Annotated in this window: 14 protein-coding genes; 2 read left to right on the top strand and 12 right to left on the bottom strand. The window is 38.8% G+C overall.

The genetic code is table 11. From position 1 onward, the window contains the following. Nucleotides 1-37 precede the first annotated feature (37 nt). Together FKZ43_RS09390 and FKZ43_RS09395 are read right to left on the bottom strand one after the other, a co-directional pair. Nucleotides 38-949: an ATP-grasp domain-containing protein gene (locus tag FKZ43_RS09390; protein WP_140945634.1), complete on the bottom strand. Its 912-nt coding sequence runs from the start codon at nt 947-949 to the stop codon at nt 38-40. A 28-nt stretch (nt 950-977) separates the two neighbouring features. After that, entirely contained in the window at nt 978-1178 is a 201-nt protein-coding gene (locus FKZ43_RS09395; protein WP_140945635.1) for a helix-turn-helix transcriptional regulator, read from the bottom strand. A gap of 216 nt (nt 1179-1394) precedes the next feature. Between FKZ43_RS09395 and FKZ43_RS09400 the strand changes: the two genes are divergently transcribed. Then, nucleotides 1395-2690, top strand: coding sequence for a cytochrome ubiquinol oxidase subunit I (locus FKZ43_RS09400; RefSeq protein WP_140945636.1), 1296 nt, complete (start codon nt 1395-1397; stop codon nt 2688-2690). A gap of 20 nt (nt 2691-2710) precedes the next feature. After that, nucleotides 2711-3826 carry a hypothetical protein gene (locus FKZ43_RS09405; RefSeq protein WP_140945637.1) on the top strand — a complete coding sequence of 372 codons (1116 nt, stop codon included), beginning with the start codon at nt 2711-2713 and terminating at the stop codon, nt 3824-3826. A gap of 39 nt (nt 3827-3865) precedes the next feature. On the opposite strand, the gene FKZ43_RS09410 is transcribed toward FKZ43_RS09405, so the two are convergent. The 10 genes from FKZ43_RS09410 to FKZ43_RS09455 all read right to left on the bottom strand — a co-directional run bounded on the left by FKZ43_RS09410 (nt 3866) and on the right by FKZ43_RS09455 (nt 16485). Then, on the bottom strand, nt 3866-5056 hold the full coding sequence (locus FKZ43_RS09410) for a geranylgeranyl reductase family protein (RefSeq protein ID WP_140945638.1): 1191 nt from the start codon (nt 5054-5056) through the stop codon (nt 3866-3868). Between the two features lie 8 nt (nt 5057-5064). Next, a complete protein-coding gene (locus FKZ43_RS09415) occupies nt 5065-5259 on the bottom strand; it encodes a 4Fe-4S binding protein (RefSeq protein ID WP_140945639.1) in 195 nt (64 codons plus the stop codon). Nucleotides 5260-5261: 2 nt separating this feature from the next. Further along, the gene (gene dnaG / locus FKZ43_RS09420; protein WP_140945640.1) at nt 5262-7145 is read right to left on the bottom strand and encodes a DNA primase; all 1884 of its coding nucleotides are present in this window, start codon (nt 7143-7145) and stop codon (nt 5262-5264) included. A gap of 17 nt (nt 7146-7162) precedes the next feature. Then, entirely contained in the window at nt 7163-7942 is a 780-nt protein-coding gene (locus tag FKZ43_RS09425; RefSeq protein WP_140945641.1) for a DUF1207 domain-containing protein, read from the bottom strand. Next, complete coding sequence (locus FKZ43_RS09430) at nt 7935-8438, bottom strand: methylated-DNA--[protein]-cysteine S-methyltransferase (RefSeq protein WP_140945642.1); 504 nt, start codon at nt 8436-8438, stop codon at nt 7935-7937. Before FKZ43_RS09430 ends, FKZ43_RS09425 begins: the two co-directional genes overlap by 8 nt. Before the next feature lie 6 nt (nt 8439-8444). Next, complete coding sequence (locus FKZ43_RS09435; RefSeq protein ID WP_140945643.1) at nt 8445-9098, bottom strand: LysE family translocator; 654 nt, start codon at nt 9096-9098, stop codon at nt 8445-8447. Nucleotides 9099-9122: 24 nt separating this feature from the next. Further along, nucleotides 9123-10202, bottom strand: a complete 1080-nt coding sequence (locus tag FKZ43_RS09440; protein WP_140945644.1) for a beta-alanine-activating enzyme beta-propeller domain-containing protein — start codon at nt 10200-10202, stop codon at nt 9123-9125. Between the two features lie 3 nt (nt 10203-10205). Further along, on the bottom strand, nt 10206-11735 hold the full coding sequence (locus tag FKZ43_RS09445; protein WP_140945645.1) for a dicarboxylate/amino acid:cation symporter: 1530 nt from the start codon (nt 11733-11735) through the stop codon (nt 10206-10208). 79 nt (nt 11736-11814) lie between these two features. Next, nucleotides 11815-13986, bottom strand: a complete 2172-nt coding sequence (locus FKZ43_RS09450) for a S46 family peptidase (protein WP_140945646.1) — start codon at nt 13984-13986, stop codon at nt 11815-11817. A gap of 261 nt (nt 13987-14247) precedes the next feature. Then, the gene (locus tag FKZ43_RS09455) at nt 14248-16485 is read right to left on the bottom strand and encodes an amylo-alpha-1,6-glucosidase (protein ID WP_140945647.1); all 2238 of its coding nucleotides are present in this window, start codon (nt 16483-16485) and stop codon (nt 14248-14250) included. Between the last annotated feature and the right edge of the window lie 14 nt (nt 16486-16499).

Raw genomic sequence — 16499 nt, forward strand, 5'->3', positions numbered from 1 at the left:
AAAAGTTACTTTGTCCTTTGAATTTAATTTAAAAAACTCACTTTAAACTCGCAACGAACTCAGCTATTTTATCTGCAACTTTAAACACGACCTCATCTGGAACACCGTCAAACGCCTTTGACTTCAACCTCATATCACACATCTCATTGACATAATCAACGGGGATAAATTTTCGTTCCCCATCCCGATGTACAATGGCGATCTCGCTTGAGAAAAAGTCAAGTTTGCAAACAGAATAAATTTTTCTCATCAGATCTTCAATCTCCCATAGGTTATATTTCTCAATCTCATCTTCTTCAACCTCCTGATAAACCTTTAAATCTTTGTCCCACCAACACATCAAAACCTCATCCAAAATATAAAAAATTCTAAACCATCCCTTTTTATCACCAAGCATAACAGGATGGATCAGCTCTTGCACAAGATATTTATCATAAGGAAACTCCTTCCTTGCCTCAAATATATCCTCAATTGAGTTTCCAACTTTTACGCCCGTCCCACCGCCGGTTTCGGTTGACGGTTTTATGATGAAAGGGCGACCGATGATTTCAAGGGCGTTTATATCAATTTCAAGCAATGGATTTTCATCGTAAGGTTGGATGATCAAGGTATAAGGAAGGTGAACACCTAAATTTAGCAATTCAAGATGCATCGTTGCTTTATCGGAAGCTCTTAACATATGCTCATATTTATTTATCACCCTTGCACCCGATTTTTCAAGCAAAAAATTCAATTCAACAAAGTTATCATCAACATCTGAAACCCTGTCAAAATAAACAAGAAAACTTAGCTCCCCCAATTCAACCTTGTTATAAACATCTGTAAAATTTTCCGGGGTTATGAAATAAACCTTTAAATTCCTATCACGACATCTTTCCCCTATTATTTCAACAAAGTCAAAATCATACTCCCATTCCCAAGCAACGCCGAGGTCATAAATCTTGGACATTTCAACTTAAGCTATGCCTCTGAAAGATTTATTTTTTCTTTTTCTTCTTCGGTAAACCTTTCTGCGCTATCTCAAGCAACTTGTCGCGATATTTTTTAGCAACCCTTTTACCTTTGATTATTTGCGAAACATACGACTCGGTGACGCCGAGCGCCTCAGCAAGGTCTTTCTGTTTTATCCCCTTCTTCAAGAGCATCACCTTGATGTCCGTCGGTGTTAATTTCTTCATGACCAACTCCTGATTTTAAGTTTATATGTTTTCAAGTATATAATAAAAAAATTCATTTTAAATGTCAAGTTGAAACGTCCGAATGCTTTCAGTTGGAATTCCGAAAAGAATTTCTCTTGGAAACCACATATGAAAATTAAAAAATTTTAACTTGACTTTTAAGACCCCCACAAGTTAAATTATTTGCGAATTAAAACAAAGTTCAGGAGAACATCTATGAACTACCCTGTCTGGGACATCCCACTAATTGGAGGAGGACTTTTAATCGGATTTGTTGCAATCATCCACGTTTTCATCTCACACTTTGCCGTTGGAGGCGGAATCTACCTTGCATTAACTGAAAGAAAAGCTATTAAGGAAAACAACAAAGCGTTGCTTGATTTCTTGAAAAAACATTCAAGATTCTTTCTACTTTTAACGGTTGTCCTGGGGGCAGTTTCAGGCGTTGGCATTTGGTTCACGATTGGACTTGTTCATCCAAGCGCGACATCTACCTTAATCCATAGCTATGTCTTCGGCTGGGCGATTGAATGGGTCTTCTTCATCGTTGAAATTTCAGCTATCTTAATTTATTATGCAACATGGGACAAACTTGACCCGAAAACTCATAACATAATCGGATGGATTTATTTTGCCGGGGCATATTTGAGCTTGGTGATTATCAACGGTATCTTAACATTTATGTTGACAACCGGAAGCTGGACCGAAATTCCGTTCACAGAGCCGTCAAAGAAATTCTGGCTTGGCTTTTTCAACCCGTCCTATTTCCCGTCTCTTTTCATAAGAACTGGCGTTGCATTAGCTCTTGCAGGTCTTTACTCCCTGATAACAGCAACCAGATTAAAGGATGAAGACCTAAGAGCCGAACTCGTTCAATATTCTGGTAAATGGCTTGTCCCAGCGTTTATTTTAATACCTGTCGCTGGCATTTGGTATATTTCAATAATCCCACCGCTTGCACGTGAAATCTCAATGGGCGGAGCTCCCGCTGTAACGGTATTTGCTGCTTTAAGCGTTGTTTTTTCCCTCATAATCGCATTGTTTGCATGGCTTGGTCCAATTAAAACACCAAGGCAAACTTCTTTTGCTTTTGCCCTCGGTCTTCTCGTAATTGGATTCATGGTTACGGCTGTAACTGAATGGGTCAGGGAAGCAGTGAGAAAACCTTATATCATTTACGAGTATATGTACTCAAACTCAATTTTAAAAGAATCAGCAGATAAAATTAACTCACTTGGGACTTTAAATGTTGCAAAATGGGTGAGCGTTAAAGAAATCAACGATGAAAACAAGCTCAAAGCTGGTGAAGAAATCTTTAAGGTTCAATGTCAAAGTTGTCACACAATTGATGGTTATAATGGGATAAAGAAACTCGTCAACGGTTGGAGCGAGACATACATTGATTTTCAACTCCAACATCTTGATATGCTCAAAGGTTTTATGCCTCCGTTTTACGGCACCGAACAGGAAAGGAAAGCCCTTGCAAAGTGGCTTTATAATTTGAATAAGTAAAACAAAAAAGGTTTAAAAAAATGAACGAGCAAATCATTTTACCTGAACCTGATCCGATCCCATTGCCAGCACCATACTGGCTTTTGAAATTCTTGCTTGTCTTAACATTTATATTACACATAATCGCTATGAACTTCGCCCTTGGTGGTGGATTTATAGCCGGAATCACAGACCTCATCGGTAGAAAAAAGAGCAACCAATTTTATACAAATCTTTCAGCTTCGCTCTCAAAGATGTTACCAATTGCAACTGCGTTTACGATAACCCTTGGAATAGCACCGCTACTGTTCGTGCAGGTTTTGTATGGTCAATACTTCTACACCTCCTCAATCATTATGGCTTGGCCTTGGCTTTCTGTCATATTGCTTTTGATAATTGGATACTACGGATATTACATCTACCAGTTTAACTTTGAAAAATTGTCAGGTATAAGAGCTTGGATCGTTCTCGGAAGCGCTGTTCTTTTCGCCGTGATCGGTCTAATCTATACGAACAATCTCGTCTTGATGCTCACCCCTGAAAAGTGGGCTCAAAAGTATTTCACTAATCCACACGGGACAAACTTAAACTTTGATGACCCAACTGTCATTCCGAGATATTTGCACTTCTTCGTTGCTTCAATCTCCGTTGCTGGTCTGCTTGTGTTAATCTATGGACTCGGCAAGATAAACAAAGATGAGAAATATGGTAGATGGGCTATAAAATATGGTGGTTTGTGGTTCGTCATCGGAACCATCGTTCAATACGCGGTTGGGATATGGTTCTTGTTAAGTTTGAAAAAAGAATTTTTGCTTCTTTTCATGGGTGAAAATTCGCTCGCAACAATCATCTTCGGAGTATCCGTCTTGCTATCGCTTTTAAGCTTGATTTTAATACTTCTCTCCTTCAACGCACTAAATCCAAAACCTCTCGCTATCGGTGGAATCGTCTCGCTCTTCCTTACTATTGCTGGGATGTCAATCATGCGGGATATTTTAAGAAATGCTTACCTTCAAAACTACTTCAAACCTGAACAATTTGATGTTCAAATACAAATTTCAGTTTTACTTGTCTTTGCTGTGGTGTTCGTGGCTGGATTGATCACCGTTGGATATATGCTAAGCAAGGTGTTAAAGTTAAAGCCAACAACCGCATAAAATTTTATGGGGCGGTCATTTGACCGCCCCTTCTTCATTTCAAAAGAAAAGCTTTGCAACCTCTATCAAAAGTGATGGCTGTGCTTTGACAGCTGTCATGAAAAGCGTCTTTAAAGTCAACTTTTCATATGGAACCTTGGCAAGCTCATCAGCTATCTCGTTAAGCTTCTCATCGGAAAACCTATAAATAAACTGCTTGATCTTGTAATATCTCTCGTGCCTTTGACCAAGCACCTTGCGCCATTCATCCTGATACTTGAAAATCAAATTAAGATTTTTTTCCCTTATCGCTTGTCCTGCTATTTGTCCGGCTAACTTACCACCTATCATCCCGCTTATGATTCCACCTCCTGATACAGGATTTACTTGATGAGCAGCGTCACCAACAAGCATAAGTCCAGCCGTGACGATTTTTTCAGCTGTCTTAGCACATGGAACGCCCCCAGCTATTACGGTCAAAATTGAAGCTTTGGGAAAATGCTTTTCAACGAACTCTTCAAGATAACTCAAAGCATGCCTTTGCCTTCCGTAAATTCCCGCAATGCCAATGCCGACATTTGCTGTATTTTTTCCTTTCGGGAAAACCCAAAGATAACCACCTGGTGCGATTTCATTGCCAAAGTAAAAATAACATGTGTCCGGTTCAACCTCAATGTTTGTCAATGTCATCTGCGCAGCTGACTCCATATCTTGAAGTTTACAAGTCGTATCAAGCCCAGCCCATCTTCCAACTCTTGATTCAACCCCATCGGCACCGATGACTATCTTTGCCCTTATCTCAACCTGCTCTGAATTATTCAATAAAACTTTCACCCCTTCAACCTTTCCATCATTTAAAATCAAACCGTTTACATATGCTTTCGTCACAACCTCAGCGCCACATTCAACCGCAATTTTAGCTAACTCATAATCAAAAATTCTTCTCTCAAGTATATAGCCGTGTCCCTCAATGTTAGGCTTTACAACATTCCCATTTGGTGCAACAAGTTTAAAATATCTAACAGTGCTCGCAATCCACCTCGGATCGGGCTGTATAAATTGAACCAGACCTTCGTGGCTCACAGCTTCACCACACCTTACAGGATAACCGACATCTCGGTCTTTCTCAAGGACAAGAACTTTCGCTCCCATCAATGCTGAAAATCTCGCTGCTGTTGTCCCCGATGGCCCAGCGCCAACTACAATTATATCATAATAATCATCGCTTGGGAAATTTTTACCAAATGTCATCTATCTTTTTACTCCTTCACTTTCTTTTGTGGCAGTTGAAGTTCAAGGACTTCAAAAGGACAAGCCCAAACGCACTTACCACAATTTGTGCACAACTCGTGAATTATTTCTATCCTCGCCTCATATAATTCAATGCAATTTTCAGGACAAACGCCAACGCAACAACCGCAAAAGTCACATTTATTTTCTTTTATTATCACCATCTTCACACCTGATTTAATGATTTCAGATATTTCCTAATGATTTCCGAAAACCCTTTGTTTACAAATACATTCTTACGCCGATTAATTTCACTTTTCTTCGCTAAAAGTTCAGAAAGCTTCTCATCATCGCCTTTCGCCTCCGCCTCCTTTATACCTTGAGATAGCTCCTCCTCAATCCTTGAAATCTTCTTCATGTAAAATCTCGTCAAAACATCATCAACCGCCTTCCATATCTCCTCATATTCACCCTCCCGTCCAAATCTCTTCGCCCAGAACTTGCTAACCTCATATTTCCCCAAAACTATGCTCGTCACAAAACTTCTGAAATCATCATCGCTCACACTTTGTAAGAACTCGTGAATGTTCAATTTTTTCCCCTCGCTAAAAGATTGATAAACTGCTTGATAGATCAACTTAACAAATTCACTTTCAATATCAGCTTGTTTAATGTAATTAAAGACAAATTTTAAAACCGAATCATCCGCTTCAAACAAAATTTTCACAAGGTCTCTTTCCTCAGCAGGGATTGACTTAAATTTTGAAGTTTGACTTGAAGCCCAATCAATCTGATTGTCTTCTTTTCTCTTGGATTTCAATATCACATTTTCAAGTTCAAGCGAAAGGACTTTTTCAGGTAATTTATACTTTGATGAAACTTCTTTTATGAAAACACTACGCTTCAATTGATCTGGGATTTTTGATATTGACTCAACAAGGGAGCGTATCGCCTTTGCCTTCACATTCGGATCGTCAAACTTACCGAGCTGTTGATATGTCTGCGCTTTAAACTCAATGAAATTAACAGCGTTCTCAATCAAGGAGTAAAATTTATCCACTGAATTTTTCCTTATGAAAGAATCAGGGTCTTCCCCCTCGGGCAACTTGACAATATAAACATCAAGTCCTTGTGCGAGTATAATATCAACCCCCCTTAACATCGCCTTTGCCCCTGCAGAGTCAGCATCATAGATGAAATAAATCGTGTTCGTATAATTTGAGAGCAACCTTATCTGTTCATCTGTTAGAGCTGTCCCACTTGATGCGACGACATTTTCAATCCCAGCTTGAAAAAGGGAGATGCAGTCCATATAACCTTCAACTAAAATAGCATAACCTCTCCTTCTTATCTCATCTCTTGCTTGATATAGCCCGTATAAAACTTTACTCTTTGAATAAACTTTCGTCTCTGGCGAGTTTATATACTTTGGTACATCTTCATCATCTTTTAATCTTCTACCACCAAATGCGACCACTCTGCCTGAAATTGAAAAAATCGGGAAAATCACCCTGTCCCTAAATCTATCATAATAAGCCCCGTCCTCTCTTTTAACGATTAGACCTGCTTTTTCAAGTGAATCAAGTGGGAAATTCTGCTTTATCGCGTATTGCACAAGCGCATCCCACCGGTCGGGAGCATAGCCAAGCCCGAAAACCTTTATTGAAGCATCGTTTATACCGCGCCTGTAAAGATACTCAAGCGCTCTTCTCCCTTCAGCACTTTTAGTTAAATTCCTGTAAAAGAAAGAAGCCCCAAAACGATTTGCCTCATAAAGCTCTTCGTATTCCGTCTCAATCCATCGCTGTGTGTCCCCTGGTTTGGGAAGTTCAATCCCCGCATATTCAGCTACCTTCCTAACCGCTTCAATGAAAGACACCTTCTCATATTGCATAACGAAATTAAAAAGATTTCCACTGGCACCGCAACCAAAACAATGATAAAGTTGCTTATCAGGACTAACTGTGAAAGAAGGTGTCTTTTCGGTATGAAAAGGACACAAACCGACATAATTTTTCCCAACCCTTTTCAACGGGACAAATTGATTAATGTAATCAATGATGTCAACTGAATTCCTTATCTCTTCTATTTTATCCTCTGGAAGACGCATCCATGCCACAAAATTTTTTAAAAATCAAAAGATAAACCAAAACCGCCAAATTCTCTTTTTAAATTAAAGTATTGCCCATAAATATCAAAACCATTGTAATAAACAAGGTAAAGAAATATTCCTCTTGAATTCCACCGACCAAATTTAACACCGCTTGTCAAATTTAAGCCCCGTGAACTAAAAAATTTAAAATCTGAAGAAAAGATGAAAAAAAGCGGTGATTCAAAAGCTAACGAATGTGAGGAAATCTCTTTGAAAAACTCAAACCCGAACTGAATGCAAAATTCATCTATATTCGCTGGTTTGTGCCTGAATATAAAGCTTAAACCACTATAAAATCTGATGTTTTGTCTCTCAAAGGCAAAAATTAAATCAAAAAACTCCATTGTAAACGGAAATGGCGTTGCGCTTATTTCATCATATTCATCAACAAGATGTGAGCTTCTGTGAAGGACTCTAAGCCGTGTAGAAAAATTATCGCTTTTAAAGCTCACATTCCCACCGAAGAAGCCATCAATCGCTTCAACTCGCAAGATCAAAAACCCGTGATTATTCACGAGTGTATACGCAAAGAAATCAACACCGATTGTGCAGCTATAAGAACCAAGGCGAAATTGAAAAACATCAAGCGAATTTCCAATATCAACCTTCAAGCTGTTTCTGTCAAAGTATTTCATCAACCCAATTCTCGGCTCATAAAAGCTTGCGGTCAATGTCTTAAAGTTTAAGCCATTTGAATCAACAATTTTAACCTGCGCATTTAAAACCGTTGCGAGAAGAGCAAAAATCTCAAACACTTTTCGCGCCTTCAAGACCGAGCAAAAATTCCTTTATTTTGATCCCACCACTATAACCACCAAGTGAACCATCAGAGGCGATCACCCTATGACAGGGCACAATTATAGGTAATGGATTTGCACCAAGTGCGTTCCCAACCGCACGATATGCTTTTGGATTGTGAATTCTTTTCGCAAGCTCTGAATAAGTTATCGTCTCCCCGTATGGGATTTTCATCGTCTCACCCCAAACGAACTTTTGAAAATCCGTTCCGATCAAATCAATTGGAACATCAAACTTTTTCAACCTCCTCGCAAGATAAAGCCGTATCTGCTCTATCGCCTCTTTATTTTCTTTTTTACTTTCAACCACCTCAAACTCCGAAAAGTGCTTCTTTATCCATGATTTAAATTCCACTGAAGAATTAAGCGTGAGCGAGATTTTGCAAACTCCCTTTTCAGACGAAGCAATGTAAATTATGCCGATGTTTGTCTCAAACGAGGTGCAATATAGCATAAAATTTTAAATTAATTTTCTCAAAACTTCATAGGCAAGATATGAGGCGAAAAACAAAATGATCACCCCTGAGATTCGGTGAAAGATAGCGATGGTTCTGACTCTGAACTCAACGAAGTTGTGAATAAACTTAAGTAGAAGATAAAACCAAAGGACAACACCGAGCCCAACACCAAGAGCAAAGAACAAATTATCAAACGAGTTTGAAATTAAACTCGTTGACTTGACAATTCCAGCAACAGTTATCCAAAATATGAGGAAGGTCGGATTTAAAGCATACAAAACCATCCCAACAAGGAACGAGCCCTGAATATGATACTTCTTTATAAAGTTAGCCTTCCCATTCCCGTTGTTAAGCATTGTCTCTCCATTGTGAATTTTCCTAGGATGGACGATCAAATTTCTGAACCCAAAATAAACAAGTATCGCAAAGGCGACAATTTGGACAAGCAAATTACCAAGGGAATGTTCAACAATGGCACCCATACCGAACATAGCAAGAAGGCAATAGATAAACTCCATCGTCGCTGAACCAACACCTGTCCAAAAAGCTGGCTTAAAACCGTCTCTCATCCCTTTCGTTAAAACGGTCAAATTTATCGGTCCAATAGGAATTGAAATAAGCAAACCAAGAAATGTCCCTGCCAAAAGAGATATCATCACAGGAAAAAATTAATTTTTAAATCATTCAATCGCATACAGAAAATTATCCTTTGAGCCTATAAGTAAAATACCGTCAACAATTATCGGCGAAGAAAAGATACGATGCCACATATCAAACGCAACATCCATCTTCCCTGTTCTTCTATTTAGCCTATAGATTCCAGAATAAGTCGCGGTATTAACCCCAACATAAATAAAATCACCAGCGACAATCGGTGGACTCCATATTGAAACCTCATTAAGAGCGAACTTCCAGATGAGTTTTCCATTTAGAGAAACGATGTAAAAAGCACCGTCAGCGGAACTGAAATAAACCGCTTTGTCATCAACCGCTGGTGTTTGGGTTATTTGACCACGCGTTTGAAATGTCCATTTGATAACTCCCGTTTGAGCGTCAACTGCGTAAAGTTTGCCATCGTGCGAGCCAAATAGAACCATCCCGCGCGAAATAACAGGCGAACTTGTTATCATCCCATTAGTTGAAATGACCCAAATTACTTTGCCTGTCTTTGAATCAATGGAATAAAAACTTTTATCAAGCGATCCAAAATAAATTTTCCCATTAAAATAAGCAGGTGAAGAATATATCGCTTTCCCTGCCTTAAATTTCCAAATCAAGGTCCCACTCTTTGCATCAAGCGCATAAAGAACTCCCTCACCAGAACCAAAATAAACAATGCCATCCACTAATATTGGAGAGCTCATAAGCCAACCCTCAACTTTGAACTTCCAGATAACTTTCCCAGTTTTGGCGTCAAGTGAATAAAAATAATGATCATTTGAACCGAAATAAATTTTACCGTCAAAATACGCTGGTGATGTTTCAATCGTGTTGTTCGTTTTAAATTTCCATTTGAGTTTTCCGGTCTTGAAATCAAGAGCGTAGAAAAAGCCATCGTTTGAACCAAAATAAACGGTGTTATTCACCACAGCTGGTGAGGAATATATCGTTCCACCAGTTTCAAAGCGCCATTTTATTTTTTCAAGTTTCGGCAATTTCTCGCCCGTATAGTTTCCTGTATGAGCAACATTGTAACGGAAAACGGACGATTCAACATAAAACAAAAGGATTAAAACTAAAACAGAAAACTTCATTTTCATCGCTTAACTTGAAGAAGAGTTTTTCATCAAGCCCTCACTCCTTGCAACGAAAACAGCCGCACTTGCATCACCAGTTATATTTACAACCGTTCGGCACATATCAAGAATTCTATCCACACCGAGGATTAAAGCAATCCCTTCAGCAGGGATATGGATTGCCTTTAAAATCATAACGAGCATAATTATCCCAACTCCGGGGACTGGAGCAGTCCCAATTGAAGCAAGCACAGCAGTGAGAACAATTGTAAGTTGTTGTGTTATATCAAGATTAAAACCGTAAACTTGAGCTATGAAAACAGACGCAACCCCTTGATACAGGGCTGTTCCATCCATATTTATTGTAGCTCCAAGCGGTAAAACAAAACTTGTTATCTGCTTCGGAACACCGAGATTTCTTTCAGTGCATTCAAAGTTCACAGGCAAGGTCGCTGCGCTTGAACTCGTGCTGAAAGCAATTATCTGCGCCTCTCTCATACCCTTGTAAAATTTCAACGGATTCATCTTACCGAGAAATCTAACAGAAAGCGAATACACGCCAAATAAATGAATCAGCAAACCAACCAAAACCGTGATTATATACCAAAGCAAAGTAGAAAGAATCCCAAAGCCAAAATCGGCAACTGTTGCAGAAATCAAAGCAAAAACACCATAAGGCGCAATCTTCATAACAAGGTCAACCATCTTTATCATTGTATCGCTGACACCATCAAGAAACTTGATGACAACATCGGACTTATTTTTATCAATCATGGTCAAAGTTATGCCGAATATAACCGCAAAGAAAACGATTTGAAGCATGTTCCCGTTAGCCATAGCGTTTATAGGATTCGTAGGAACGATATTAACAAAAAAATCAACTACATCAACACCAAGTTCTTGCTGTATCTTCTCACTTATATCCGCTTGATATTCGGATGCCATCCTGTCCCTTATTACAGGTGAAATTTTATTCCCCGGCTGAATAAAATTTGCACAGATAAGACCTATCGTTATAGCAATAGATGTCGTTATAATGTAATAAGCAATCGTCTTCCCACCGATTCGCCCCACTTTTCGTATATCTCCCAAGCTCGCTGCTCCAACAATTAAAGACGCTATCACAAGTGGGATAGCAAGAAAGCTTAACAGACGAACAAAAATTGTCCCTATAGGTTTTATCTCCGTTGCGATCGTCTTGACTTTTTGTATCTCAACGATATTTTCAAATTTTATAACCTGCGTCTCTTTAAAATCCCCCGAATCCATCCTTTTGTAAAAAATCAAAACGACCTTCGCCTTGTCAGAAGGTGAAAGGTCGCGGAAAAACTTAATTATTTTTGCCTGATCGTCACTTGAAAATTCTTTTTTAACCCCCGATAAAATAAATTCCGCCTTTTCCCATCTCTCAACGATCGCTTTCTCTTCCCCCTTTGAGCTCTTCGTTGTTACCTTCAACTTATGCGCATCAACGCTAAAAATCACACCGAATATAGCTCCGAGTATAAGAGCGATGATTATCTGCGTGTGAATTGGGATTTTTTTCTTCAAAAGCATTCCTTCTTTTTTTCTTTTTTAAATTAAGAGGGGCTCGCACGCTCAACATAAACAGAGCGCCGAGCCCCCAAGCTAATTTTCATTTCACTATCCTTCCAGCTTCAATCTCATCAACTATCCGATCAGCATTGTAAACATGCCTTAAAGCTTCAACTATACCTTTAAAGTGGACTGCAACAGCTCGGTTCTTTTCATCAACATAGATGAAATCACCAGGTAAGCTTTCAATGTTGCCATCAAAAATCAATCCAACAACTTCAAGGTCCTTGTTAACAACAGGGCTTCCGGAATTTCCGCCGATTATATCATTTGTAGCAACGAAATTAAGCGGAGTGCTAAGGTCAAATGTCGCTGGTAAATTCTTCCATCTCTCGGGCAAATCCCAATCCCTTCTTTCTGTATCTTTAAATGAATAATGCCTATCAAAAAGTCCGTAGAATGTCGTTATCGGTGGCGCAATTGTCCCGTTATACTCATAACTTTTAACGACACCATCTGCAATCCTTAATGTAAATGTCGCATCCGGTGGTATTGAGGTGCCATAGACATCAAAAATCGCCCTTCCAAGAAGTTGAAGCTTTGCTGATTCCTTTGCTGTGATTTGATTATATTTTTTGCGCACCTCGTTCGCCCTTGCTCTTGTCTTAACGACGAATGAAATGAACGGGTCGTTTGAATTCAAAATCGCATTCGGATCACCCTCAACAAGGTTCATAACCTTTTCCTTATCCGTTAAAATCGTCGTTGAAAGCAAATAATTAACCGCTTCTTCAGGAGACCTCCCTCGCAAAAGTTCATTGAACGCAGAATTTTTATCAACGAAAACCGACTTCATAAAACTTAATTGATAAGCTAGCGTCATCTTTTCAAGTTCTGGCTCAATCTCGGATGGATAAATTCTCGCCTTTGTCGCCTTTAACCTTTCACCCTTGTAATTTTCTGCTCTCTTTTCCTCGGGAAGTTTCATTTGCTCCGCGTACTCAACAAGGTCATTGGCAATCCTGAAATAAACGCTTCTTCCAGTCCCTGCGAAATTATACGCTTGAAGCTCATAGAACAATTTCGCCTTTTCAACTTGATACTTGGCTATTTCATCCCAAAGGTTTCCATACTTTGCTTTCAATTCGGGATTTCCAAGTACGGAATTTTTGAACTTTGCTTCAAAATCACGCTTTCTCGCCATAAGATATGGGTCTCTCAAACCAGCAAGTCGCCCAGTATATGCCTTTTGAGAGTTTGAAAAACTAAATAACCGTGTCTGATATTTCAATTTCTTCTCGGGATACTTCGCGAGAAATTCCGAATAAATTTTGACAAGGTTATCAAGAAGCGAGAGTGTATAGGGGTAGCTATAATCCCTGAAAAATTCAAGTTGGGCAACGGTTAAAAGTCGGTTTGTCCTCCCGGGATTACCGATTACGAAAACAGGGTCACCTTCTTTTATCTCTGTCTTACTGAATGGGAAGTAATACTTTGTTTTAACGGGTTTCCCATCCTCATAAACTCTGAAAAACGCAACATCAAGGTCATATCTTGGATATGTGAAATTATCGGGGTCACCGCCAAAGTAAGCAACTATTGTCTCGGGCGCATAAACAAGACGCACATCGGTATATCTTTTATAACCATAAAGCGAATACTTCCCACCGTTATAAAAAGTCACAACGCTGAAAACCATAGAATCCTTTGGATTCGTCTCCTTAAATTTCTTATAATACCTTTCCTGAATCTCCCTTATTTTCTTATCTCGGTTTGAAACCCTTTCCTCATCCGTTTTTCCCACCTCAAACGCCTTCTGAACTTCCTCTGTCACATCTTCAATTAAAACAAGTTGGTCAACATAAAGATTTGGGACTTTTCTTTCCTCCTCAAGTGTTTTTGCATAAAACCCCGTTTCTGGTAAATTCTCACCCTCACGATTTACAGCAACAAGAGCTCCCCTTGCACAGTGATGATTCGTCATAACAAGACCATCTTCAGAGACAAACGAAGCAGAGCAATTTGGAAGACGCAAAGCCGAAAGCCGTGCCTTTTCAAACCAATCGGAAGTCGGCGTAAAACCGTACGTCTTTGCAAAATAATCAATCGGAGGATAATCAAATGTCCACATCTTTCCTGTGTCAAATTGACCCGCCTTTACGGTGTCAAGATAGGCAAGGTAAGATGGCTTGGTTGCTTGATAAGTTGTGCAACCTGAAAAAACGAAAATCAAGACAAATGAAAACAAAAGAAGGTTCTTAAAAAATCTCATCTTTTCACCTCAAAATTTTATTTTCAAATAGGTAAATTTAAATTAATACGAACATAGATAAATTTCAAGTGCTGGAGGGTTCGGATTCTCCCATTTTATTTTTACTCAAAGTCCTTTAAAGCGAAGTTGACATTAAAGGGTTCTGTGTAGAATGTTTGGTCTTGCTGAGTTGAATATGGAAAACGATAAAAAATTAAAGTTAGAGATGAGACCTTGGCTGATATTAACCCAATTTATTGAGATCATCGCCATTGGGGAGATTTAAATTTTTAAAATCTTTCCCTCCCCCCTTTTTAAATCAACTTCAATTTTTCTGTCTTCAATCAAAATTTCTCCGATAAAACCCTCGTCTGTTGCAATAAAAACATACTTTGAACCATTGCCTAACACTTCAAAAGCAAAGATAAAAGCATCGCCATCCCCAATCAATTGTGCATCTAAAGGCAATTTTTCAACCTTAATGACTTCTCCCTCATACAAAACATCATCAATGCCAGAGATATAAAGTTTACCTTCAAACATAAAGGCATCTATCAAACGACCCTTGAAATTTAAATTCTCAATTGCGATCCATTTCCAGTTCGGTGGTAGGGATGGTTCAAACTTAACCTTATCAAATTCAAAGGAAAACCCGAGCAAACCTTCAACAGCAAGCCAGATATAAGTTGGTGGCATCCACGGGCTTAAAGTCATCCCCTTACTTGACCCGTCCTCACCATGTAATCTCTCTGGGAACTGACCCGGGACAAGGTTTTGATACTTTGCGGGTTTTTGCGACTCTATTAACTTAAATATGTTAATCATAGCTTCAGCAACTTTTTCAGGATAAAATTTCCTAACGGCATAACCGACCCAAGCAGTTAAATTTGGCCAAATCCCACCGAGGAGATGATATGATGCATCAGGGTCATAATTTCTCTCGGTAGAGCTAACAGTTCTAACGCCAAATTCCGTCCAAAGGTCATGCTGGATCAACCTCTGCGCTATCATCTTTGCCTTCTTTTCATCAACGACACGAAACAACAACGGAAACACTAAATCTCCAGTTATATCGTGATGTTTCACACCTTTTGAATCAATGTTAAGCAAAGGTAAATTCGTGACTTCAGAAATTAATTTTTTCATAAAAGCGTCTCTCAAACGCTCGGCTTCGTTTTTATACTTTAAAGCATCTGGTTTATTGCAAATCAAATCCGCAATTTTTGAGATGAGCTCAAGCGAAAAGATACATTCTGAATTTATCTCAGAAACATATCCGCCGAGTTCATATCCATCAATTATGTTTCTCCAACTCGTAATTCCATATACGCCCTGACCTTCGGTGCGCGAATAAACGAGTTCATCTTTCACTTGGGTCAAAATGTAATCCGCTATCTTTTTTAACATTTCATATTCACTCAAAATATCGTGTTCCTGGCATAAATTAACATGATGATACACAGCCCAGATCAAAAGCGGTGTGTCGTCATTTATATTTAAGTTATAATCGTAAAGTTTTGGATTTAATTCGTTTGCATGGACATATTCAGTGACCTTGCCGTCTGGATGAATGCTGTATTTTAATGCGAAGTTAACGAGCTCGTGTGAGAACTTCGGCGTTACATAATCCGAACCAAGAATGAACCAGGCTAAATCCCGCATCACAACAATGTCTTGGGGTGGGTCATTTGTAAATGCAAAGCCAGTTTTATAAAGATGCTCAACCCTGCACATATTGACCTTTGCCCATTTGACACCATTATTTATCGTTTTATTAGGCGTAAAAATTGAAGCAATTTTAAGGATTTTCTCCATCTCGGAAAGCGAAAACTTAAAAATCTCATCGTAAAACTTTCTAATTTCCCCGATTTCAAATCCCCCAATTGAAAAAGTCAACAGAACATCTTTCGTCTCGCTAGGATTGACCTTTACACTTTGAATGCATTTTAACTTTCTCCCATCAAAATTAAGTCCGTCAAAAACAAAATTTGATTTGATTTTCCTCTCACCCTCGTTTAAATCAATCGGTTCAAATCTCAAAATACCCTCGGAAACTTCAAGATTAAACCTCTTGATCTTTTCTTCGTCTGGCGGTTGCTTCGTAAAATATGGTGAACCTACAGCAGGCAAAATTATACTGTGCGAAATCTTAATCTCAACCTCTTCATCGGTTCTGTTCTCAAGCGAAATAACATAAAACAAATTCCGAAGCTTTTCCATCATAGCTTCAAGATTTTCAATCCTAACGAAAGGGAGAAACGACTTTTTAAAAGCAGTTACATCGCTGGAGGAATTAATATATTTTGTTGCTTGTGTCAACGGTTCAAAGGTTGTTTCAACCGGTTTTAATTTTTCACCAGCGATAAAAAAGTTGATCTCCCACCTACCGCAGTAAAATTTATTATCCATTGAATGCCATAACCCATCAAGGTTCGTCTCTTTGTCAAAGCGTGCAAATAAAAGGAGGTTTCCTAAACTTGAACCAGTTGTCAGGTCTTCAACTTCTACAGTATATTTCATTTTAGAAGTTTTTT

Origin of the sequence: Candidatus Thermokryptus mobilis (genome assembly GCF_900070205.1) — a bacterium.
Lineage (GTDB): Bacteria > Bacteroidota > Ignavibacteria > Kryptoniales > Kryptoniaceae > Kryptonium > Kryptonium mobile.

Excerpts from the sequence above, each read along its gene's own strand:
- FKZ43_RS09450 (WP_140945646.1), bottom strand. The coding sequence starts at position 13,986 with ATGAGATTTTTTAAGAACCTTCTTTTGTTTTCATTTGTCTTGATTTTC.
- FKZ43_RS09445 (WP_140945645.1), bottom strand. The coding sequence starts at position 11,735 with ATGCTTTTGAAGAAAAAAATCCCAATTCACACGCAGATAATCATCGCT.
- dnaG (WP_140945640.1), bottom strand. The coding sequence starts at position 7,145 with ATGCGTCTTCCAGAGGATAAAATAGAAGAGATAAGGAATTCAGTTGAC.
- FKZ43_RS09390 (WP_140945634.1), bottom strand. The coding sequence starts at position 949 with ATGTCCAAGATTTATGACCTCGGCGTTGCTTGGGAATGGGAGTATGAT.
- FKZ43_RS09405 (WP_140945637.1), top strand. The coding sequence starts at position 2,711 with ATGAACGAGCAAATCATTTTACCTGAACCTGATCCGATCCCATTGCCA.
- FKZ43_RS09455 (WP_140945647.1), bottom strand. The coding sequence starts at position 16,485 with ATGAAATATACTGTAGAAGTTGAAGACCTGACAACTGGTTCAAGTTTA.
- FKZ43_RS09435 (WP_140945643.1), bottom strand. The coding sequence starts at position 9,098 with ATGATATCTCTTTTGGCAGGGACATTTCTTGGTTTGCTTATTTCAATT.
- FKZ43_RS09415 (WP_140945639.1), bottom strand. The coding sequence starts at position 5,259 with ATGGTGATAATAAAAGAAAATAAATGTGACTTTTGCGGTTGTTGCGTT.
- FKZ43_RS09410 (WP_140945638.1), bottom strand. The coding sequence starts at position 5,056 with ATGACATTTGGTAAAAATTTCCCAAGCGATGATTATTATGATATAATT.
- FKZ43_RS09400 (WP_140945636.1), top strand. The coding sequence starts at position 1,395 with ATGAACTACCCTGTCTGGGACATCCCACTAATTGGAGGAGGACTTTTA.
- FKZ43_RS09440 (WP_140945644.1), bottom strand. The coding sequence starts at position 10,202 with ATGAAAATGAAGTTTTCTGTTTTAGTTTTAATCCTTTTGTTTTATGTT.
- FKZ43_RS09430 (WP_140945642.1), bottom strand. The coding sequence starts at position 8,438 with ATGCTATATTGCACCTCGTTTGAGACAAACATCGGCATAATTTACATT.
- FKZ43_RS09395 (WP_140945635.1), bottom strand. The coding sequence starts at position 1,178 with ATGAAGAAATTAACACCGACGGACATCAAGGTGATGCTCTTGAAGAAG.